This window comes from Pseudomonas sp. UBA7530 (assembly GCF_002479365.1).
In the GTDB taxonomy this organism is placed as follows: Bacteria; Pseudomonadota; Gammaproteobacteria; order Pseudomonadales; family Pseudomonadaceae; genus Aquipseudomonas.
The window spans coordinates 419,592-440,456 of record NZ_DLMS01000001.1 but is presented as its reverse complement, the minus strand read 5'-3'; the positions used below and the strand labels follow the sequence as shown (position 1 = coordinate 440,456).

The 20,865-nt window shown below is 63.1% G+C and carries 22 protein-coding genes; 5 read left to right on the top strand and 17 right to left on the bottom strand.

All coding sequences use genetic code 11. The features are described 5' to 3' along the window. Nucleotides 1–10: 10 nt before the first annotated feature. Genes B2U07_RS02095 through B2U07_RS02085 form a run of 3 tightly spaced genes read right to left on the bottom strand, consistent with a single transcriptional unit; the run spans nt 11 to nt 668 of the window. A complete protein-coding gene (locus tag B2U07_RS02095; RefSeq protein WP_197856339.1) occupies nt 11–277 on the bottom strand; it encodes a PepSY domain-containing protein in 267 nt (88 codons plus the stop codon). A gap of 55 nt (nt 278–332) precedes the next feature. Beyond that, nucleotides 333–533, bottom strand: a complete 201-nt coding sequence (gene ptrC, locus B2U07_RS02090) for a type III secretion system co-regulatory protein PtrC (protein WP_013715243.1) — start codon at nt 531–533, stop codon at nt 333–335. 21 nt (nt 534–554) lie between these two features. Beyond that, nucleotides 555–668 carry a PA2485 family small membrane protein gene (locus B2U07_RS02085; RefSeq protein ID WP_296271451.1) on the bottom strand — a complete coding sequence of 38 codons (114 nt, stop codon included), beginning with the start codon at nt 666–668 and terminating at the stop codon, nt 555–557. Nucleotides 669–968: 300 nt separating this feature from the next. Here B2U07_RS02085 and B2U07_RS02080 point away from each other — a divergent pair, with 300 nt between their 5' ends. Beyond that, nucleotides 969–1,694 carry an amidotransferase gene (locus B2U07_RS02080; protein WP_197856341.1) on the top strand — a complete coding sequence of 242 codons (726 nt, stop codon included), beginning with the start codon at nt 969–971 and terminating at the stop codon, nt 1,692–1,694. A 226-nt stretch (nt 1,695–1,920) separates the two neighbouring features. Here the strand turns inward: B2U07_RS02080 and B2U07_RS02075 are convergent, their stop codons facing one another. From B2U07_RS02075 to acnB, 8 genes are all read right to left on the bottom strand, one after another. Then, nucleotides 1,921–2,163, bottom strand: a complete 243-nt coding sequence (locus B2U07_RS02075; protein ID WP_275544866.1) for a hypothetical protein — start codon at nt 2,161–2,163, stop codon at nt 1,921–1,923. A 10-nt stretch (nt 2,164–2,173) separates the two neighbouring features. Beyond that, the gene (locus B2U07_RS02070; protein WP_275544867.1) at nt 2,174–2,368 is read right to left on the bottom strand and encodes a hypothetical protein; all 195 of its coding nucleotides are present in this window, start codon (nt 2,366–2,368) and stop codon (nt 2,174–2,176) included. Between the two features lie 144 nt (nt 2,369–2,512). Continuing rightward, the gene (locus tag B2U07_RS02065; RefSeq protein ID WP_275544868.1) at nt 2,513–3,235 is read right to left on the bottom strand and encodes a 1-acylglycerol-3-phosphate O-acyltransferase; all 723 of its coding nucleotides are present in this window, start codon (nt 3,233–3,235) and stop codon (nt 2,513–2,515) included. A 165-nt stretch (nt 3,236–3,400) separates the two neighbouring features. Beyond that, nucleotides 3,401–4,630 carry an alanine transaminase gene (alaC, locus tag B2U07_RS02060; RefSeq protein WP_275544869.1) on the bottom strand — a complete coding sequence of 410 codons (1,230 nt, stop codon included), beginning with the start codon at nt 4,628–4,630 and terminating at the stop codon, nt 3,401–3,403. A gap of 130 nt (nt 4,631–4,760) precedes the next feature. Continuing rightward, nucleotides 4,761–5,339: an ANTAR domain-containing response regulator gene (locus tag B2U07_RS02055; protein ID WP_197856346.1), complete on the bottom strand. Its 579-nt coding sequence runs from the start codon at nt 5,337–5,339 to the stop codon at nt 4,761–4,763. 18 nt (nt 5,340–5,357) lie between these two features. Then, nucleotides 5,358–6,569, bottom strand: coding sequence for a CmpA/NrtA family ABC transporter substrate-binding protein (locus B2U07_RS02050; RefSeq protein WP_275544870.1), 1,212 nt, complete (start codon nt 6,567–6,569; stop codon nt 5,358–5,360). A 182-nt stretch (nt 6,570–6,751) separates the two neighbouring features. Continuing rightward, on the bottom strand, nt 6,752–6,961 hold the full coding sequence (locus B2U07_RS02045) for a YgdI/YgdR family lipoprotein (protein ID WP_197856348.1): 210 nt from the start codon (nt 6,959–6,961) through the stop codon (nt 6,752–6,754). A gap of 146 nt (nt 6,962–7,107) precedes the next feature. Continuing rightward, the gene (acnB, locus tag B2U07_RS02040; protein WP_197856525.1) at nt 7,108–9,708 is read right to left on the bottom strand and encodes a bifunctional aconitate hydratase 2/2-methylisocitrate dehydratase; all 2,601 of its coding nucleotides are present in this window, start codon (nt 9,706–9,708) and stop codon (nt 7,108–7,110) included. A gap of 404 nt (nt 9,709–10,112) precedes the next feature. Here acnB and B2U07_RS02035 point away from each other — a divergent pair, with 404 nt between their 5' ends. Beyond that, on the top strand, nt 10,113–10,589 hold the full coding sequence (locus tag B2U07_RS02035) for a DUF1289 domain-containing protein (RefSeq protein ID WP_161865404.1): 477 nt from the start codon (nt 10,113–10,115) through the stop codon (nt 10,587–10,589). Nucleotides 10,590–10,652: 63 nt separating this feature from the next. Here B2U07_RS02035 and B2U07_RS02030 read toward each other — a convergent pair whose 3' ends face one another. After that, complete coding sequence (locus B2U07_RS02030; RefSeq protein ID WP_161865405.1) at nt 10,653–11,516, bottom strand: universal stress protein; 864 nt, start codon at nt 11,514–11,516, stop codon at nt 10,653–10,655. A gap of 157 nt (nt 11,517–11,673) precedes the next feature. Here B2U07_RS02030 and B2U07_RS02025 point away from each other — a divergent pair, with 157 nt between their 5' ends. Further along, a complete protein-coding gene (locus B2U07_RS02025) occupies nt 11,674–12,351 on the top strand; it encodes a tRNA-(ms[2]io[6]A)-hydroxylase (RefSeq protein ID WP_275544871.1) in 678 nt (225 codons plus the stop codon). Nucleotides 12,352–12,516: 165 nt separating this feature from the next. Here B2U07_RS02025 and lpxH read toward each other — a convergent pair whose 3' ends face one another. Together lpxH and B2U07_RS02015 are read right to left on the bottom strand one after the other, a co-directional pair. Then, nucleotides 12,517–13,245 carry a UDP-2,3-diacylglucosamine diphosphatase gene (lpxH, locus tag B2U07_RS02020; RefSeq protein ID WP_275544872.1) on the bottom strand — a complete coding sequence of 243 codons (729 nt, stop codon included), beginning with the start codon at nt 13,243–13,245 and terminating at the stop codon, nt 12,517–12,519. Nucleotides 13,246–13,249: 4 nt separating this feature from the next. Then, nucleotides 13,250–13,747 carry a peptidylprolyl isomerase gene (locus B2U07_RS02015; protein WP_024307989.1) on the bottom strand — a complete coding sequence of 166 codons (498 nt, stop codon included), beginning with the start codon at nt 13,745–13,747 and terminating at the stop codon, nt 13,250–13,252. Nucleotides 13,748–13,904: 157 nt separating this feature from the next. On the opposite strand from B2U07_RS02015, the gene B2U07_RS02010 reads away from it, so the two are divergent. Beyond that, nucleotides 13,905–15,569, top strand: a complete 1,665-nt coding sequence (locus tag B2U07_RS02010) for a glutamine--tRNA ligase/YqeY domain fusion protein (protein ID WP_275544873.1) — start codon at nt 13,905–13,907, stop codon at nt 15,567–15,569. After that, nucleotides 15,570–16,955, top strand: a complete 1,386-nt coding sequence (cysS, locus tag B2U07_RS02005; RefSeq protein ID WP_275544874.1) for a cysteine--tRNA ligase — start codon at nt 15,570–15,572, stop codon at nt 16,953–16,955. Between the two features lie 52 nt (nt 16,956–17,007). Here the strand turns inward: cysS and paoC are convergent, their stop codons facing one another. Genes paoC through paoA form a run of 3 tightly spaced genes read right to left on the bottom strand, consistent with a single transcriptional unit; the run spans nt 17,008 to nt 20,815 of the window. Beyond that, nucleotides 17,008–19,212 carry an aldehyde oxidoreductase molybdenum-binding subunit PaoC gene (gene paoC / locus B2U07_RS02000; RefSeq protein ID WP_296275614.1) on the bottom strand — a complete coding sequence of 735 codons (2,205 nt, stop codon included), beginning with the start codon at nt 19,210–19,212 and terminating at the stop codon, nt 17,008–17,010. Next, nucleotides 19,209–20,165, bottom strand: a complete 957-nt coding sequence (locus tag B2U07_RS01995; RefSeq protein WP_275544876.1) for an FAD binding domain-containing protein — start codon at nt 20,163–20,165, stop codon at nt 19,209–19,211. Before B2U07_RS01995 ends, paoC begins: the two co-directional genes overlap by 4 nt. Next, nucleotides 20,162–20,815, bottom strand: coding sequence for an aldehyde dehydrogenase iron-sulfur subunit PaoA (paoA, locus tag B2U07_RS01990; protein WP_275544877.1), 654 nt, complete (start codon nt 20,813–20,815; stop codon nt 20,162–20,164). Before paoA ends, B2U07_RS01995 begins: the two co-directional genes overlap by 4 nt. Nucleotides 20,816–20,865: the final 50 nt, after the last annotated feature.

The following is a 20,865-nucleotide window of genomic DNA, read 5'->3' as shown; positions in this document are numbered from 1 at the left end:
CTCGCATGCATCAGTCTTCCAACTGGTCGCGGGTTACCTCGCCGCTCTTGCCGTCGATGCGAAACTCGTAGAGGCGGCCATCCTGCTTGAGGCCTTCGCCTTCCCAGTAGCCATCGTTGTCGGCTTCGATCTTGTGTAGCTCGGTGTAGCCGGCCTCACGGGCCTTGCTCAGGGCATCGTCGATGCTGATCCAGTCGCTGCCGGGGCGATCCGCCAGGGCGTTACCGGCCAGCAGTAAACTGCCTGCGAGCAGGCCGATCAGGTTGCGGGTATGCATGGTCTGGTTCCTCTTTCCGTTGAAGATGCCTGGAGGAGTCTAGACCATCGCGATTTCACGCCGCCTGGCACCACCCCTGGCGAATGCACACGGCCTCGTGGATCGCCAGCATCTCGCTGTGACGGGTCGGCATGCGTAAGGTCAGCATGCTGCCGTCATCGAGCTGCAGAGCGGCTTCGCTTTCGAACTGCAGACCGCCGTCCTGCAGGTGAACGTAGGTAACGCCGTAGGCGTCCAGGCTGAGTTGGCTGTGCATGGCTGCTCTCCTGTGGGCGTGTCAGCTCGGACGCGCGTCGCGGGCTGCAGTGGCCGCCTGCTCGGGACGAACCGGTGCAGCGGTGTGGAAAGCGGAGGCGGCGGCAAAGCTGGCGAGTGCGGCGTAGATGCTCATGATCGATATCCTTCTGTGCGATGGGGGCGACTGCCCGATGTGTCGATATTCGTCGCGCCCTGGCAATCACAGAAGTGAATGCCGTGCATGGTCACTATCGAAGCGGCTGATGATGATTCGATCCGGCCCGGTTCCTTCCAGGTGTTGTCAATTTTAATTGACGACCGTTCGTGGCGTTGCACAGTGGCAAGGACGTGCAAATATGTCTGAAAATAGGGGGCGACTATTTCTTTGTGCAGTTTCATGTGTTAAGTAAAACGCACAAATCCCCCGCACTCCGTGCTCACCACAGGAAACCTCATGTCACTGCGTATCTGCATCCTGGAAACTGACATCCTCCGCCCTGAACTGGTTGACCAGTACCAGGGTTATGGCCGCATGTTCGAGCAGCTGTTCGCTCAACAGCCGGTGGCGGCGGAATTCAGTGTCTACAACGTGGTGGAGGGGCATTACCCGCCCGATAGCGAGCAATTCGATGCCTATCTGGTGACTGGCAGCAAGGCCGACTCCTTTGGCACTGAGCCATGGATTCAAACGCTCAAGGAGTACCTACTTGAGCGCTACCAGCGTGGCGATAAGCTGTTGGGCATCTGCTTTGGTCATCAGTTACTGGCGTTGCTGCTGGGCGGCAAGGCCGAGCGCGCAGAGCAAGGCTGGGGCGTGGGCGTACACAGCTACCGTCTGGACAGCAAGCCCGAATGGATGAGCCCGGCACTGGACGAGCTGCAACTGCTGATCAGCCACCAGGACCAGGTTACCCGCCTGCCGGAGAAGGCCACGCTGCTGGCTTCCAGCGATTTTTGCCCGATTGGTGCCTACCACATCGAAGACCAGGTGCTGTGCTTCCAGGGACACCCCGAGTTCGTTCACGACTACTCACGTGCGTTGCTCGATCTGCGTCAGCAGCACCTCGGTGAGCAGATTTACCAGCAGGGCGTGGACAGCCTCCAGCACTCGCAACAAGGTAATGCAGTGGCCGAGTGGATGATGCGCTTCGTGGCGCAGGGTAAGGCCGCCAAGGCCTGAGCCTGCTGGAGACAAAAAGCTCGGTTAGCCCGTAATGCTGTTCACTAAAGGTGTACACATTTGGCTCCCCTCTCCCATTTATGGGAGAGGGGCTGGGGGAGAGGGCTGAAAACACCGCAAACTGCCAGTTTTCCCCTCTCCCTAACCCTCTCCCCAAAGGGGCGAGGGGACTGATCGCGCCCAACCATTTCTTATATGAACAGCATTACCGGTTAGCCGGGCATTTTCATGCGTGTTTGGCAGGCACGAAGTAGGGTGAGAGGTGTTCGCTTCGGTTTGGTGGCGGGCTGCTGCGCTGGCGCTTGAGGCCTTCTGCAAGGTCCAGGTGATGGGCCAGTTTATGACTGCATTCGATATTGCGCGCCACGGCGCTAGCCGAGCTCTTGCCAATGCCGCTGAGCGCCAGCAGGGTCGTGAGCAGAGACAGACTGGCGAGCAGTATCAGGCGGCTGCGTTGGCTTCTGATCATGATCTTCGACTCAGCCCAGCGATAAAGCGCCGAGCAAGGCGGGCAATTGGCTGATCAGGCTATGCAGCGGGCCCGGCTGTTCGAGCGTCGGGACGCTGGGCTGCAAGGTGGCGTAACTCAGCACCAATACTGTGGAGGTACTGATCAGATACAGGCCGATGGCGGCGAGGGCGCCGTTACGGGCGGCTTGGGAGAGGCGGGACATGTTCTGTGCTCCAGGTCTGGCTTTGACATGGGCACAGAATCGCTTAAGTCATTTCGATTGAATAATGGATGCTCTGCAGAGTAACTATCGATCAATTTGATGGTTGGCGCGGGTGTCGTTCACTTCGGTGGCCCGCGCGATCACTTATGCCGTGGCCAACTCCTGGTCCATGCTGGTGATGCACTCGCTCATGGCCTGCTGGCAGCGCTCGATCAACGCCGGCATGTCGTCCAGGCTCAGGCCGGCAGTGGGAATGGCCGGCAGCGAGCGAATCAGGATGCGTCCGCTGTTCCAGCGATTGAGGCGCATGGCTTTGCTGTAGTTGCTCACGCACACCGGGATGATCGGTACGCCGGCCGTGATCGCCATCTGAAACGCGCCTTTCTTGAACGGCAGCAGGCCGCGGCCGAGGTTGCGCGTGCCTTCGGGGAAAACCCAGATCGAGGTGTCACGGTGACGCAGGGTTTCGGTGGTGGTCAGCATCGCGCGTTTGGCGGCTGCGGCATTGCTGCGATCGATCAGCACGTTGCCGGCCAGCCAGTACAGCTGGCCAAAGAACGGCACCCACTTGAGGCTCTTCTTGCCGATGCTCACGGTGCGCTCCGGCACCACGCGGCCGAGCACATAAAGATCGAAGTTGGACTGGTGGTTTGCGATGATCACGCAGGAGCGTTGATGCTCCAGCAGCGGGCCTACGTCTGTCTTCAATTTCAGACGCAGCAGGCGCAGGGCGGGCAGCGAATAGAGGCGTGCACACAGGCGGCTGTTGTCAGGGTTGAATGGGCGACACAGGCCGAGCAGCAGGCCAAGAAGGCCGGCCACGATGAAATGCACGCCCATCAGCAGCATGCGCACAACGAAGAGCATTTTGGGAGAACCATCAGAAGAGGGGCGCGCAGTGTACGGGCGTTCACTCTGGCGGGCAATTAGCGGAAACTGCCGCCGGGCGCGCGGTAACGTCCTGAATTGTCGCAGAAATTGTCGGTTTTTATAGTGGTACGCAAAAGGGCGCCTTGCGGCGCCCTCGAATGTTCAATCGGTTTCTGTTTTGACCGGCTTGCCCGGTAACAAACCATCGGCGCGGAACATCGCCTTGATCCCGCGCAGCGCCTGACGGCTGCGGTCCTGGTTCTCGATCAACGCAAAGCGCACGTGGTCGTCGCCGTAATCGCCAAAACCCAGGCCCGGCGAGACGCAGACCTTGGCTTCGGCCAGCAGCTTCTTGGCGAACTCCAGAGAACCGAGGTGAGCGTAGGCGTCGGGAATCTTCGCCCAGATGTACATAGAGGCCTTGGGCTTCTCGACCATCCAGCCGATTTCGTGCAGGCCCTTGACCAACAGGTTGCGGCGCTGGCGGTACTGTTCGGCGATATCCAGCACGCACTGCTGGTCGCCTTCCAGTGCGGCGATGGCGGCCACCTGCAGCGGAGTGAAGGTGCCGTAGTCGTGGTAGCTCTTGATCCGCGCCAGAGCGCTGACCAGCTCCGGGTTGCCGACCATGAAGCCGATGCGCCAGCCGGCCATGTTGTAGCTCTTGGACAGGGTGAAGAACTCCACCGCGATATCCTTGGCGCCGGGTACCTGCATGATCGACGGTGCCTTCCAGCCGTCGTAGACGATGTCGGCATAGGCCAGGTCGTGCACCACCAGTACGTCGTACTGCTTGGCCAGGGATACCACGCGCTCGAAGAAGTCCAGCTCCACACACTGGGCTGTGGGGTTGGAGGGGAAACCGAGAATCATCATCTTCGGCTTGGGAATCGACTCGCGAATCGCCCGCTCCAGCTCGGCGAAGAAATCCACGCCCGGCACCAGCGGCACGGAGCGCACCTGCGCGCCAGCGATCACTGCGCCGTAGATATGGATTGGGTAGCTGGGGTTGGGGACCAGCACGGTGTCGCCATGATCCAGGGTAGCCAGCATCAGGTGCGCCAGGCCTTCCTTGGAGCCGATGGTGACGATGGCTTCGCTTTCCGGATCGATCTCCACGTCGTAGCGGTCCTTGTACCAGCGCGAGATGGCGCGGCGCAGGCGGGGAATACCGCGGGAGGTGGAATAGCCGTGGGTGTCTTCACGTTGCGCGACCTGCACTAGCTTCTCGACGATGTGCGATGGAGTCGCGCCATCGGGATTGCCCATGGAGAAGTCGATGATGTCCTCGCCGCGTCGGCGTGCGGCCATCTTCAGTTCGGCGGTGATGTTGAAGACGTAGGGGGGTAGACGATCGATGCGCGCAAAGCGGCGCTTGGCGTTCTCAGCCATGATTTCCTCGGAGTACGTAAGCGCCCGGAACCGTCCGAGCGACGTTGGCCACTGCTGTGACCGAGCGGCGACGATACGCCCGCCGCCGCTACGCTGTCCAGTACAGTCGGCGCGCGGCGCAGCGCTACAGTCAGCCGCCGAGCATGTCGTGCATGGCGATGATCTGCTCGGCCACCTGGATCAGCTTCTGCTGGCGGCTCATGGCCTGGCGGCGCATCAGGGTGTAGGCCTCTTCCTCGTTGCAGCTCTTCATCTTCATCAGCAGGCCCTTGGCCAGCTCCACACGCTTGCGCTCGGCCAGTTGCGCGTCACGTGCCTGCAACTGCGCGCGTAGCGCCTGGTCGCTCTCGAAGCGTGCCATGGCCACGTCGAGGATCGGCTGCAGGCGCTGGGCATGGATGCCCTCGACGATGTAGGCGCTGACGCCGCTCTGGATCGCCTGGCGCATTACGCCGGGGTCGTGCTCGTCGGTGAACATCACGATCGGGCGCGGCTGGTCGCGGCTGACCAGCACCACCTGTTCCATGACGTCGCGGCCGGGCGATTCGGTGTCGATCAGGATCACGTCGGGGCGTACTGCCTCGACGCGTTCGGGCAGGTCGATGGTCAGGCCGGATTCGTCGATCACCTCGAAGCCGGCCTCGACCAGCGCGCACTTGAGGCGGCCGACCTTCTTTGGGGTGTCGTTGATCAGCAGGATACGCAGCATCTGTGGCTCTCCCGATGATTACAGGGCGACTGCCGGGCTTTCGGCCAGGGCATGCAGGTGGAAGCTGCGGGCATAGGCAGCGGGGTCGCTGCCGTCCCAGCGGGTGCCGTCCTGCAGAATGGAGCAGCGCATCTCGCCCGGTACGGCGATGCCCAGAGCTGTGGCGGCCTCGCGATACAGCCTCAGTTGCTGGACCTGGCGCGCCACCGTGAGGTAGTCGGGGTCGCTGCGCAGCAGGCCCCAGCGGCGGAACTGGGTCATGAACCACATGCCATCGGACAGGTACGGCTGGTTGACCAGGCCGTCGGCGTGAAAGCGCAGCGGGTGCTCGTCCAGCCAGGCGTGGCCCAGGCCGTCCTGGTAATGACCGAGAAAGCGCGGGGTGATGACCGAAAGCGGGGCGTCGACGTAGTCGCTGCCGCTGAGCAGTTGCGCAGTGCTGCGCTTGTTTTCCTCGCTTTCGTCAATGAAACGGGCCGCTTCGAGCACCGCCATGATCAGGGCGCGGGCGGTATTGGGATTTTGCTCGGCGAAGGCACGGGTGCAACCCAGTACCTTTTCCGGATGATCCGGCCAGATTGCCTGGATAGTGGTCAGGGTACAGCCGAGTTGTTCATCGACGGCCTTGGCGGTCCAGGGTTCGCCGACGCAGAAACCGTCGATGCGCTCGGCTTTCAGGTGCTCGACCATCTGCGGTGGAGGGACCACCACGCTGTCGACGTCGCGCAGGGGATGAATGCCCTGGCTGGCCAGCCAGTAGTAGAGCCACATGGCATGAGTGCCGGTGGGGAAGGTCTGGGCAAAGGTCAGGCGCGCTTCATGTTGGTGCACGTGCTCGCGCAGTGCTTCGCCGCTGGTCACGCCGACGGCCTGCAGTGTGTGCGAAAGGTTGATGCTCTGGCCGTTCTGGTTCAACCCCATGAGCACGGCCATGTCGGTGGCCGTGCTGACGCCCAGGCCCAGGTGCACGCCGTAAATCAGGCCGTAGAGGCTGTGCGCCGCATCCAGCTCGCCGCTGAGCAGGCGATCACGCAGGCCGGCCCAGGACGTCTGGCGATGCAGTCTGATGCTGAGCCCGTACTTCTCGGCGAAGCCCTGCGTGGCGGCAACGATTACCGAGGCCGAGTCGCTCAGGGCCATGAAACCGATGTTCAGCACGCTCTTCTCGGGGGCGTTGCTGCCCCAGGCCCAGGCCAGGGTATCGTCGCGAGGGGTGTTGTGTTCGCTCATGCTGCATCCTTAGGTTCACGCAAAAGACGTTGGCCAATGGACTACCGGCCATAAAAAAGCGTCGCATCCATCCCGGCTGCAGAGCCGGGCTGAATACGACGCCGTTGTCGATCAAGCCGTCCGTTGGGCGGGCCTTTTGCGGTGAGATGAAGCAAGGCATATGCCAGTGCGTACTGCCGGCCTCAGCGCTCGAGCATCTGCTTGACGTTGTTTTGCGGAATCTGCTGCTTGCGACCTTCGCTGTCGGTGAACTCGAGCATGCCGGTGTCTTCATCCAGTTCCGGCTTGCCATCGCTGGTGAGCATCTGGCCGTCATTAGTGGTGATGATGTACTCGCTGGCACAGCCGGCCAGGCCGAACAGGCACAGGGCGATAATGATCCATGGTTTCATGATGAACTCCTGAATGGTTGATTGGGAAACTCCCATCTCAGAAGGTAGACGGTGGCGTATCGGCTGCAAGCCGGGTGCGGCAAAACGCCGTTCGGGGCGCATAAAAAAGCCCCGCACTAGGCGGGGCTCTTCTCACGACGCTTGGATCAGGCCTGAACGACCGGGATCTTGGCGTTGGCCGCGGCTTCACGGAAGTCGGCGATCTGGTCGAAGCTCAGGTAGCGGTAGATGTCGCCAGCCATGCTGTCGATATCCTTCGCATAGGCCATGTACTCCTCGACGGTCGGCAGCTTGCCGATGATCGAAGCGACCGCAGCCAGTTCGGCAGAGGCCAGGTACACGTTGGCGCCATCGCCCAGACGGTTCGGGAAGTTACGGGTCGAGGTCGACACGACGGTAGCGTTGGCAGCGACGCGAGCCTGGTTACCCATGCACAGCGAGCAACCCGGCATTTCCATGCGCGCACCGGCCTTGCCGTAGATGCCGTAGTAGCCTTCTTCGGTCAGCTGGTGGGCATCCATCTTGGTCGGCGGCGACAGCCACAGACGGGTCGGGATACCGCCCTTGACCTTGTCCAGCAGCTTGCCGGCAGCGCGGAAGTGACCGATGTTGGTCATGCACGAACCGATGAACACTTCGTCGATCTTGTCGCCAGCCACGGTGGAGAGCAGGCGGGCGTCGTCCGGGTCGTTCGGGGCGCACAGTACCGGCTCGTTGAGCTGGCTCAGGTCGATCTCGATGACTTCGGCGTACTCGGCGTCCTTGTCGGCTTCCATCAGCACCGGGTTGGCCAGCCAGGCTTCCATCGCCTGGGCACGACGCTCCAGGGTGCGGGCATCGCCGTAGCCTTCGCTGATCATCCAGCGCAGCAGGGTGATGTTGGACTGCAGGTACTCGGCGATGGCCGCTTCCGGCAGCTTGATGGTGCAGCCGGCAGCCGAACGCTCGGCGGAGGCGTCAGACAGCTCGAACGCCTGCTCGACGGTCAGGTTGTCCAGGCCTTCGATCTCGAGGATGCGGCCGGAGAAGATGTTCTTCTTGCCTTTCTTCTCGACGGTCAGCAGGCCTTTCTGGATGGCGTAGTAAGGGATGGCATGGACCAGGTCACGCAGGGTGATACCGGGTTGCATCTTGCCCTTGAAGCGCACCAGAACCGATTCCGGCATGTCCAGCGGCATTACGCCGGTGGCGGCGGCGAAGGCGACCAGGCCGGAACCGGCCGGGAAGCTGATGCCGATCGGGAAGCGGGTGTGCGAGTCGCCACCGGTGCCGACGGTGTCAGGCAGCAGCATGCGGTTCAGCCAGCTGTGGATGATGCCGTCGCCCGGACGCAGGGACACGCCGCCACGGGTGCGGATGAAATCCGGCAGGGTGTGGTGGGTGGTGACGTCGATCGGCTTCGGATAGGCCGCGGTGTGGCAGAAGGACTGCATCACCAGGTCAGCGGAGAAGCCCAGGCAAGCCAGGTCTTTCAGCTCGTCACGGGTCATCGGGCCAGTGGTGTCCTGGGAGCCGACGGTGGTCATCTTCGGTTCGCAGTAGGTGCCCGGGCGTACGCCTTCGACGCCGCAGGCCTTGCCGACCATCTTCTGCGCCAGGGTGAAGCCCTTGCCGCTGTCAGCCGGTTGCTCCGGCTTCTTGAACAGGTCGGAGGCCTCCAGGCCCAGCTCGGCACGCGCCTTCTCGGTCAGGCCGCGGCCGACGATCAGCGGGATACGGCCGCCAGCGCGGACTTCGTCGAGCAGCACCGGGGTCTTCAGTTCGAAGGTGGTGATGACTTCGTCGGTGCCGTGCTTGCAGACTTTGCCCGCGTGCGGGTAGACGTCGATCACGTCGCCCATGTTGATGTTCGACACGTCGAATTCGATCGGCAGGGCGCCGGCGTCTTCCATGGTGTTGTAGAAGATCGGGGCGATCTTGGTGCCGAAGCAGAAGCCGCCAGCGCGCTTGTTCGGAACGTACGGAATGTCGTCGCCGAAGAACCACAGCACCGAGTTGGTGGCGGACTTACGGGAAGAGCCGGTACCGACCACGTCACCGACGTAGGCAACCGGGAAGCCCTTGGCCTTGATTTCTTCGATCTGCTTCAGCGGACCGATGGCGCCTTGCTGCTCCGGCACGATGCCGTCGCGAGCCATTTTCAGCATGGCCAGGGCGTGCAGCGGGATGTCAGGGCGCGACCAGGCGTCCGGGGCAGGGGACAGGTCGTCGGTGTTGGTTTCGCCAGGTACCTTGAATACGGCCAGGCTGTACTTCTCGGCGATGGCCGGCTTGTTGGTGAACCACTCGCCATCGGCCCAGGACTGCATGACGGCCTTGGCGTTGGCATTGCCAGCCTTGGCTTTCTCGGCGACGTCGTGGAAGGCGTCGAACATCAGCAGGGTGTGCTTGAGTTGTTCGGCAGCGACGGTGCCCAGGCTGGCATCTTCCAGCAGCTCGACCATGGTGGCGATGTTGTAGCCGCCCTGCATGGTGCCCAGCAGCTCGACGGCGCGTTGCTTGCTGATCAGCGGGGAAGTGGCTTCGCCCTTGGCAACGGCAGAGAGGAAACCAGCCTTGACATAGGCGGCTTCGTCAACGCCTGGCGGTACACGGTTGGTGATCAGGTCTACGAGGAATTCTTCTTCGCCAGCCGGCGGATTCTTCAGCAGCTCGACCAGGCCTGCGGTTTGTTCGGCGTTCAGCGGCTGGGGCACGATACCCTGAGCGGCACGCTCTGCTACGTGTTTGCGATAGGCTTCAAGCACAGTTATTACCCTCATCAGTGGTCCCAAAGGGTTGTCCGGGACGCGATCCAGATACCCACGAACCAGGCGCTTTTCGACTTTATGAGCCGAGCAGCCGAGGTTTCATGAGTGTCTTGTAGAAGCTGCTTTCAAAGTTTTACGCCGGCAGGACGGTTTCTGATGAGGGCGGGCGCAGAGACTCGGGGGGACTCCGAGTGGCTGCGCCGCCATCGTACCTGCAGGATCGACTGTGCTCGTGACGCTTTGAAAACAGCTTCCAACGGACATTGGCGCCGTAAAAGGCGGGCCGATTCTAATGGAAAGCGCGGATAAAGTTAAGCCGATGTCCCCGTATCAGTGGGGGTGATAAGGATTAGACAAAGGGCTAAGATGCCAGGCTGTTCAGTTGTCCGTATTGCTTTGCCATGTCCAATCAGCGCATCAAGACGCCCTGCGTGGGCCTTTGCTCGACCGTCTACGGTGATGTCGTGTGCCGCGGTTGCAAGCGCTTCCACCATGAGGTGATCAACTGGAACAGCTACACCGACGAGGAGAAACGCGCCGTCTGGACGCGCCTGGAAGTGCTGCTGGTACAGGTGATGACGGCCAAGCTTGAAGTGTTCGACGAGCAGCGCCTGCGGCAGCAGTTGGAGCAGCGGCAGATTCGCTTCGTGCCGCAGCAGTCTCCCTACTGCTGGGCCTACCAGCTGATCGCACGGGGCGCGCGGGTGATCAATCAACTGGAAGCCTACGGCATGGTGCTGCTGCCGGAGTTCCGCAACTGGGCGCTGCCCGATCTGCGCGATGCCATCGACAGGGAGTTCTTCCTGCTCTCCGAGGCGCACTACGAGCGCTACATCGCGCCGAAGTTTCTGCGTGAAGGCCTGGAGCTGAGGGTGTAGTTCGGTCTTTGGATATGAAAATGCCGCTCGGAAACGAGCGGCATTTTCGTTTCAGGCGCTGTTTCAGCGCTGTGCTACCAGTTCCTCGAGATGGGCGATGACTTCGTCCGGCTTGAGCACCAGCACGTCGCTTTCCAGTGCATCGAGTACGACCTCGGCGGTATTGCCGATCAAAGCGCCGGAAAGCCCCGTGCGTGCGACGGTGCCGATCACGGTGACTGCGGCATCGAGCTGGTGAGCCACCTGTGGAATCACCACGTCAGCTGGGCCTTCGAGCACATGCAGGCGCTCGTCACTGATGTCGTATTCGGCCTGGAAGCTGCGGCACTGCTCGCGGTAGCGCGCCTCGATGGTTTCCTTGAGCTGGAAGGTCGGGTCGGCTGCCGACAACATAGGCGTCGGGTGTGCGGTGGTCACGTGCAGCGTGCCCTTGGCCAGACCGGCGATATCGTAGCCGTGGCTGATGATGCCGGCATGCAGGGTGCGGTGCTCGCCGTCGGCATTACCGACGTCAACTGCAGCGAGGATCTTACCGCCGGTCCATGGACGCTCGGTCTTGACCATCAGCACCGGGCCGGGGCAATAGCGCAGCAATTTCCAGTCCTCGGGGGTGAGGAGGGCTTTCTTCAGCGGGTTGTCCGGCAGGTGCTGCTTGATCACCAGGCCGCAGCCCTCGGCCTGCTGCACGGCGATGATGGTCTGGTGCTGGTTGTCATGCCAGGACTGCTGGGTGGAAACGCTGAAACCTTCCCCGGCGAGACTGCTGCTGAGATCGTTGAGCCACGCGCTGTGGTCGCCTTTCTTGTCGCATACCAAGAGGTGCAGATGCGACTGGGTGACTCCGGCTACCAGTTTTGCCCGCTTCAGCGCGAGGCCTTCGGGGTGCTGGGGTTCCATCACCACCAGAATGCTACGGATCGCTTGCATGGTCGTCTCCCTGAGAATGAATAGCGCTTATCCAACTATAGGTGCGTCATTGCCAGCAGCTTCTTGACCTGTATCAACGGCGTGCTGGTCGTGCGGCCTGCCACTCGTATAATGGCCCGCCATTTCCAACCTCGCCAGCACCGAGAGCGCTTCAAATATGATGTCAAATGCCGAGCATGTTCCGAGTAACGGTGAGGAACCTGTAACGATCCTGCAGGAAATTCTCGAGTTTCTCGGCGGCGTCGCGACCCCCGACGCCTGGCTGGAAGAGGCCCTGCGCCAGCAGGAAATCCTTCTGCTCGACCACCGCAATCTGGAATACAAGGCAGCACAGACCGCCCTTAGCCTGATGGGGCGCTACCTGACCAAGACCGAATTGACCGCGAGAATGTCGCGTTTGGCCCGTGAGGAGCTGGTGCATTTCGAACAGGTGAGCAAGATCATCCGCGCGCGTGGCATCGAAGTTCGCCATGTTTCCGCGTCGCGCTACGCGGCGGGATTGCGGGCGCTGCTGCGCGGTGGCGAAGTGGAGCGGCTGGTGGACGTACTGGTGGTCGGCGCCTTCATCGAGGCGCGCTCATGCGAGCGTTTCGCCGCATTGGTGCCGCGTCTGGATGCCGAGCTGGCCAAGTTCTACGCCGGATTGCTGGAGAGCGAAGGACGCCACTACCGCGGCTATCTCAAACTCGCCTATCTGTATGGCGACGCGGCGGACGTGGACGCGCGTATCGAGGTGGTGCGGGCGGTGGAACGGGAACTGATCACCTCGCCGGACGAGCAGTTCCGTTTCCATAGTGGTGTGCCCATAGAAAGCAGCCGCGAAGCGGCCATCTGATGATCCGAAGGGCGGGAGAGGGCATTGCAGCCGCCGTCGCCCTCTCCCTACGCGGGCCGCCCCGACCCCTCTCCCATAAATGGGAGAGGGGAGTAAAGCCTTGCAGTCGTAGCCCGGATGAAATCCGGGGCTTTCGATAAATCCCGGATTTCATCCGGGCTACGGTCAGGCTGGCGTCAGCTCGAACGGCGCCTGATTGAACCCGTCTTCATCGACCTGCAGCGCCCAACCCTGGCGATCCCAGTCGCCCAGCACGATGCGCCGTGCCGGTTGGCCGTTCACGTTCAGCTCATGTATGGCTGGCCGATGGGTATGTCCATGGATCAGCGTACGTACGCCGTGCTCGGCCATTACCCGGACCACTTCCTCGGGGGTGACATCGACGATCTCGCGGGCCTTCATCCGCGTCTGTGCGCGGCTTTCGTTGCGCAGCTTGCGCGCCAGCTTTTGCCGGGTGGCGAGCGGCAGGTTGCGCAAAATCAGCAGCGATAGCGGGTTGCGCAGCCAGCGGCGCAGCTTCATGTAGCCGACATCCAGGGTGCACAGGCTGTCGCCGTGCATCAGTAGCACCGGCTCGCCGCCCATCTGCACCTTGTGTGGGTCGCTCAGCAAAGTGCAGCCCGCCTCGCGGCAGAAGCGCTTGCCGATAAGAAAGTCGCGATTGCCGTGCATCAGGTAGATGCGCGTACCGCTGTCGCTCAGTTCGCGCAGCGCGCCAGCGATCTCGTGCTGGAAGGGCGTCATGCCGTCGTCGCCGATCCAGACCTCGAAGAAGTCGCCGAGGATGTACAGCGCCTCGGCCTGGCGCGCGCGGGTGGCGAGAAAATGCAGAAACGCCCGGTTGATGTCCGGGCGTTTCTCTTCGAGATGCAGATCGGAGATCAGCAGGATCATCGACTTACTCGGCTACGATTTCGGCCTTTTCGATGACCACGTCATCCACCGGCACGTCCTGGTGGCCGGCCTTCATGGTGGTGGCCACGCCCTTGATCTTCTCGACTACGTCCATGCCTTCGACCACTTCACCGAACACGGCGTAGCCCCAGCCCTGAACGGTCGGCGCGCTATGGTTGAGGAAGCTGTTGTCGGCGACGTTGATGAAGAACTGCGCGCTGGCCGAGTGCGGCTCCATGGTGCGAGCCATGGCGATGGTGCCGACCTTGTTGGCCACGCCATTGTTGGCTTCGTTCTTGATCGGTGCGCGGGTCGGCTTCTGCTTCATGCCCGGCTCGAAACCGCCGCCCTGGATCATGAAGTTGCCGATCACACGGTGGAAAATGGTGCCGTCGTAATGGCCTTCCTTCACGTATTGCTCGAAGTTGGCCACGGTTTCCGGGGCCTTGTCGGCGAACAGGTTCAGGGTGATGACGCCGTGGTTGGTGTGCAGTTTGATCATGATCGTATCCGTGATGAGGCAGATTCGAGCCAGTGGCCCGGGATGAACGGCCCTGACAGGTTGGCATGCACCCTGTCAGGGGCTTGACAGGTTGGTTATGATACGGACTTTGCCCGAGGCGGCCTACCCGTGCCGCGCCAGTATTGTTAAGGACACCATGAGCAAGCCCACCGTCGAAAAAGCTGCCAACTTCCTGCGCCCCATCGTCCAGGCCGATCTGGACAGCGGCAAGCACGCCAAGATCGTGACCCGCTTCCCGCCGGAGCCCAACGGCTACCTGCACATTGGCCATGCCAAGAGCATCTGCCTGAACTTCGGCCTGGCCGAAGAGTTCGGCGGCCAGTGCAACCTGCGTTTCGACGACACCAACCCGGCCAAGGAAGACCAGGAATACATCGACGCGATCAAGGCCGACGTCGAGTGGCTGGGCTTCAAGTGGGCGGGCGAGGAGCGCTATGCCTCCAACTATTTCGACCAATTGCACGCCTGGGCCGTCGAGCTGATCAAGGCCGGCAAGGCCTTCGTCTGCGATCTGAATGCTGAAGAGATGCGCGAGTATCGCGGCAACCTGACCGAGCCAGGCAAGAACAGCCCGTTCCGCGAGCGCAGCGCCGAAGAGAACCTTGACCTCTTCGCCCGCATGAAAGCCGGCGAGTTCCCCGATGGCGCCCGCTCGCTGCGCGCCAAGATCGACATGGCCTCGCCGAACATCAACCTGCGCGACCCGATCCTCTATCGCATCCGCCACGCCCATCACCACCAGACCGGTGACAAGTGGTGCATCTACCCGAGCTACGATTTCACCCACGGCCAGTCGGACGCCATCGAGGGCATCACCCACTCCATCTGCACCCTGGAGTTCGAGGATCATCGCCCGCTGTACGAATGGTTCCTGGAGAACCTGCCGGTGCCGGCGCAGCCGCGCCAGTACGAATTCGCCCGCCTGAACCTGAACTACACCATCACCAGCAAGCGCAAGCTCAAGCAACTGGTCGACGAGAAGCACGTCAACGGCTGGGACGACCCGCGCATGTCGACCCTGTCCGGCTATCGTCGTCGCGGCTATACCGCCGCCTCGATTCGCACCTTCTGCGACATGATCGGCGTCAACCGCGCCGGCGGCCTGGTGGATATCGGCATGCTCGAGTTCGCCATTCGTGACGATCTGGACGCCAATGCCGCCCGCGCCATGTGCGTGCTCAAACCGCTCAAGGTGGTGATCACCAACTACCCGGAAGGCCAGGTCGAGAACCTCGAGCTGCCGCGCCATCCCAAGCAGGACATGGGCGTGCGTGTGCTGCCGTTCAGTCGTGAGATCTACATCGACGCCAGCGACTTCGAGGAAACCCCGCCGGACGGCTTCAAGCGCCTGATCCCGGGCGGCGAAGTGCGTCTGCGTGGCAGCTACGTGATCCGCGCCGATGAGGCGATCAAGGATGCCGCCGGTAATATCGTCGAGCTGCGCTGCTCCTATGACGAGAACACCCTGGGCAAGAACCCGGAGGGCCGCAAGGTCAAGGGCGTGATCCACTGGGTGCCGGCTGCAGGCAGCGTCGAGTGCGAGGTGCGCCTGTACGACCGCCTGTTCAAGTCGCCCAATCCGGAGAAGAGCGAAGAGGGCGGCAGCTTCCTCGACAACATCAACCCCGAGTCGCTGGTGGCGCTCAGCGGTTGCCGCGCCGAGCCATCGCTGGCCCAGGCGACGGCTGACGACCGCTTCCAGTTCGAGCGCGAAGGTTACTTCTGCCTGGACAAGGATTCCCAGCCTGGCAAGCCGGTGTTCAACCGCACCGTGACCCTGCGCGATTCCTGGGGGCAGTAAATGGCACTGTCGATCTATAACACCCTGACCAAGACCAAGGATGCCTTCAAGCCGCTGGTCGATAATCAGGTGCGCATGTACGTATGCGGCATGACCGTCTATGACTTCTGCCACATCGGCCACGCCCGCGTGATGGTCGCCTTCGACGTGGTCACCCGCTGGCTGCGTCAGCGCGGTTATGACGTGACCTACGTGCGCAATATCACCGACATCGACGACAAGATCATCAAGCGCGCCAATGAGAACGGCGAGCCGTTCGAAACGCTGGTCGAGCGCATGATCGCGGCAATGCACGAGGACGAGGCTCGCCTTTCCGTGCTGCGCCCGGACATCGAACCGCGCGCCACTGGTCATATCGCCGGCATGCACCAGATGATCCAGACCCTGATCGACAAGGGTTTTGCCTATGCGCCGGGCAATGGCGACGTGTACTACCGTGTCACCAAGTTCGAGACCTACGGCAAGCTCTCAAGGCGCAAGATCGACGAGCTGAAGATCGGCGCGCGCATCGAAGTGGACGAGATCAAGGAAGACCCGCTGGACTTCGTGCTGTGGAAAGCTGCCAAGCCGGGCGAGCCAAGCTGGGATTCGCCCTGGGGCAAGGGTCGCCCGGGCTGGCATATCGAGTGCTCGGTGATGTCCACCTGCTGCCTGGGCGAGACCTTCGACATTCATGGCGGCGGTCCGGATCTGGTGTTCCCGCACCATGAGAACGAAATCGCACAGAGCGAGGCGGCCACCGGCAAGCAGTACGCCAACGCCTGGATGCACGCCGGCGCCGTGCGCGTGGACGGCGAGAAGATGTCCAAGAGCCTGGGCAACTTCTTCACCATTCGCGAGGTGCTGGAAAAGTACCACCCGGAGGTGGTGCGTTACCTGCTGGTGTCCAGCCACTACCGCAGCCCGATCAACTATTCCGAAGAGAGCCTCAAGGAAGCCAAGGGCGCTCTGGAGCGTTTCTACAACGGCCTCAAAGGTCTGCCGGAAGCGGCACCTGCCGGTGGCGAGGGATATGTGGAGCGCTTCGGCGCGGCGATGGACGACGACTTCAACTCGCCGGAAGCCTGCGCCGTGCTGTTCGAGATGATCCGCGAGGTCAACCGCCTGCGTGAGGCGGACGTTCAGGCCGCCGCTGGCCTGGCTGCGCAGCTCAAGCAGTTGGCTAGCGTGCTGGGTGTGCTGCAGTTGGAGCCGGGTGCATTCCTGCAAGCCGGCGCTGCGGGCAAGGTCGACGCGGCCGAAGTGGATGCGCTGATCGCCGCTCGCCTGCAGGCCCGCGCCGACAAGAACTGGGCGGAATCCGACCGCATCCGCGACCAGCTCACCGCCATGGGCGTGGTGCTGGAAGACGGCAAGGGCGGCACCACCTGGCGTCTGGCCGAATAAGCCTCATGCTCAACGACGAAGGCCGCTGGAAAGCGGCCTTCGTCGTTTCGGCTCAGGCCACGGGCATCTGCGCCAGCAGCTTGTCCAGCGTGACGGGATAGTCGCGCACCCGCACGCCAGTGGCGTTGTAGATCGCGTTCGCCACCGCCGCGGACACTCCGCAGATACCCAGTTCGCCCACGCCCTTGGCCTTCATCGGCGAGGAGAGGGCATCGCTCTCGTCGAGAAAGACCACCTCTTGATGCGGGATGTCGGCATGCACCGGCACCTCGTAGCCTGCCAGGTCGTGGTTGATGTACAACCCGTAGCGGGTGTCCACCGACAGCTCCTCCATGAGTGCCGCGCCCACGCCCATGGTCATGGCGCCGATCACCTGGCTGCGCGCCGTCTTCGGATTGAGGATGCGCCCGGCGGAACAGACCGCCAGCATGCGCCGGACTCGCACTTCCGCAGTGGCGGCATGCACGGCCACCTCAACGAAATGTGCGCCGAAGGTCGAGATGCGGTAGCGCTTGTCCAGGTCGCCGAACTCGATGCCATCTTCGGCCTCCAGCGTTCCGCCTGCCGCTGCCTCGGCGAGCGTGGCGCGCTTGTCGTCATGGCGGACTTCGCCATTGTCGAACACCGCCCGGGCGGGATCAAAGCCGAGCTTGCGCGCAATCTGTTCGCGCAGCTTCACGCAGGCGGCATAGACCCCCGCGGTGGAGCTATTGGCGCCCCACTGGCCGCCTGAGCCAGAGGAAACGGGAAAGCTCGAATCGCCTAGCTTTACGCTCACCTGGTCCAGCGTCACACCGAGCATTTCCGCAGCGGTCTGGCCGATGATGGTGTAGCTGCCGGTGCCGATGTCGGTCATGTCGGTCTCGACGGTCAGTCGGCCTTGTGCATCGAGGCGCACGCGCGCGGCAGACTGGGTAACCGGTCCGTCGCGAAACGCGCCGGCCATACCCAGGCCGATCAGCCAGTCGCCCTCGCGGCGCGTCGCAGGCTTGGCTTCACGCTCGGCCCAGCCGAAGCGTTGCGCACCCTGCAGCAGGCATTCCTTGAGGTGGCGCTGCGAGTAGGAACGCTCGGGTTTCTCCGGGTCGACCAGCGAATCGTTCATCACGCGGAAGTCGACGGGGTCGAGGCCGAGCTTCTCGGCCATCTCGTCCATGGCGATCTCCACGGCCATCGAGCCAGGCGTGTCGCTGGGGGCGCGCATGGCGTTGGCTTCTGGCATGTCCAGTGCCGCCAGGCGCGAGCTGGACATGCGGTTGGCACCCGCGTACAGCGGCCGCGAGTAGATCACTCCGGATTCGGCGGTGTTGGCGTTGAGGTCACCGGACCAGTTGTCGTGGCCGATCGCGACGATCTGGCCGTCGCGCCTGGCGCCGATGCGGATGCGCTGGATGGTGGCCGCGCGATGGGTGGTGTTGTTCATCATCAGTGGGCGCGGTAATGCCACCTTTACCGGGCGTCCGGCTGCGCGAGCGCCCAGCACCGCCATCAGCGCGTCGGCGCGGATGAACAGCTTGCCGCCGAAGCCGCCGCCGACGTAGGGCGAGATCAGTCGCACCTTGTCGACGTCTATGCCCAGTGTTTCGGCCAGATCCTTGGCGCCCCAGGCGATCATCTGGTTCGAGGTCCACAGGGTCAGCCGGTCGTCGTCCCAGCGGGCCATCGAGGCGTGCGGTTCCATCATCGCGTGGGACTGGTCGGGCGTGTGGTAGGTGGCGTCGAGCTGCACGGGGGCGCTGGCGAACGCGCTGTCGAAGTCACCGACGGCAGTGTCCGGCTCGCTGCCGGCGACTTTCTCCGGCTTCTTCGCCGTGTCCTTGGCTGCTTCGAGGTCGAAGTTACCGGGCTGACGCTGGTAATCGATCTTCACCAGCTCGGCGGCGGCGCGTGCCTGCTCGAAGCTTTCGGCCACCACCAGGGCGACGGCCTGATGATAATGCTCGATCTCGGGGCCGCCGAGCAGCGTGGCATTGTTGCGCTCGCCCTTGTTCAGGTCGGGCGCCGTGTCGGCGGTGACGATGGTGATCACGCCGGGCGCGGCCCTTGCCTGAGACAGGTCCATGGAGACGATGCGCCCCTTGGCGATGGCCGCGCCGACGATCTGCCCGTAAGCCAGATCGGCGACCTCGGCGTGCCATTCGTAGGCGTAGGTGGCGGTGCCGGTGGTCTTCAGCGGGCCGTCGATGCGATCGAGCGGCTGGCCGACCACGCGTTGGCGGTCGATGGGGTTGGCGCCTTCGGCGGTTTCGAATTTCATGCGTCGGCCCTCGCTTGCGCCAGTACGGCGCCTAAGGTGCGTTGGACCAGGGTGAGTTTGAAGGCGTTGTGCGGCGTGGGTCGGGCATCGGCGAGCAGCCGTTCGGCGACGGCCTCGGCACCGCGGGGCAGTTCGGCTTCCGCCGCCTCCACGCGCCAGGGTTTGTGGGCGACGCCGCCAAGGGCGATGCGACCGTTGCCGTCTGGCTGGAAAACCGCTGCCACCGAGACCAGGGCGAAAGCGTAGGAAGAGCGGTCGCGAACCTTGTGGTAAACATGCCGGCCGCCGAGCGGCTTGGGTAGGGTCACTGCGGTGATCAGCTCGCCTGGGGCCAGCACGTGCTCGATGTGCGGCGTGTCACCAGGCAGGCGATGCAGCTCGGCGATGGGGATGCGGCGCACCTGGCCGTCGGGCTGCACGGTTTCCACCATGGCGTCTAGCAGGCGCATGGCGATCGCCATGTCGCTGGGGTGGGTAGCGATACAGGCGTCGCTGCTGCCGAGCACCGCGTGTTGGCGGCTGATGCCTTCGCGTGCTGCGCAGCCGGAGCCAGGCTGGCGCTTGTTGCACGGCAGGTTGGTGTCGTAGAAGTAAGGGCAGCGCGTGCGTTGCAGCAGATTGCCGGCCGTGGTGGCCTTGTTGCGCAACTGGCCGGAAGCCCCGGCAAGCAGGGCGCGGGCCAGCACGGCGTAGTCGCGACGAATGCGGCTGTCGGCGGCCAGGTCGGTGTTGCTCACCAGCGCGCCTATGCGCATGCCGCCATCGTCCGCCGGCTCGATGCGGTCCAGCCCGAGGCCGTTGACATCGATCAGGTGCAACGGCGTCTCGATCTCGAGCTTCATCAAATCCAGCAGGTTGGTGCCGCCAGCGATGAACTTGGCGCCGGGCATGCGCGCCGCCGATGCTGCGGCCTCGGCTGGCGTGCCTGCGCGTTCGTAGGAAAAGGGTTTCATCCGCGTTCTCCCGCGACTTCGTCGATTGCTTCGATGATGTTGGAGTAGGCGCCGCAGCGGCAGATGTTGCCGCTCATGCGCTCACGCAGCTCGGCGTCGCTGCGTTCGGGTGCGGCTTGCAGATCGTCGGTCACATGGCTGGGCACGCCCTGGTCGATCTCCTCGAGCACGGCCACGGCCGAGCAAATCTGCCCAGGCGTGCAGTAACCGCACTGGTAGCCGTCATGCTTGATGAATGCAGCCTGCATCGGGTGCAGGTGCTCGGGCGTGCCAAGCCCCTCGATGGTGGTGATCTCGGCGCCCTGGTGCATCACTGCCAGGGTCAGGCAGCTGTTGACGCGGCGGCCGTCGAGGATGATGGTGCAGGCGCCGCACTGGCCGTGGTCGCAGCCTTTCTTGCTGCCGGTGAGGTGCAGGTGCTCACGCAGTGCATCGAGCAGCGAGGTGCGGTTGTCCAGTTCGAGTTGGTGAGGTTGGCCATTGACCGTGAAGCCCACCCTGGACTTCTGCACTGCGCGTACGGGGCGCAGTTCGCTGACTTCGGCAGCGCTCAGGCTCGCGACCGGGGCGCTGCCCAGTACCAGGAGGCTGCGGCTCAGCGACAGGACGTCGCGTCTTGAATAGCCATGGCTATTGGCGGAATCACTCATGCGTGTCTCCTTCGCTTGGCAGGTGGGCGATGCGCGATCGCCGCCAGGAG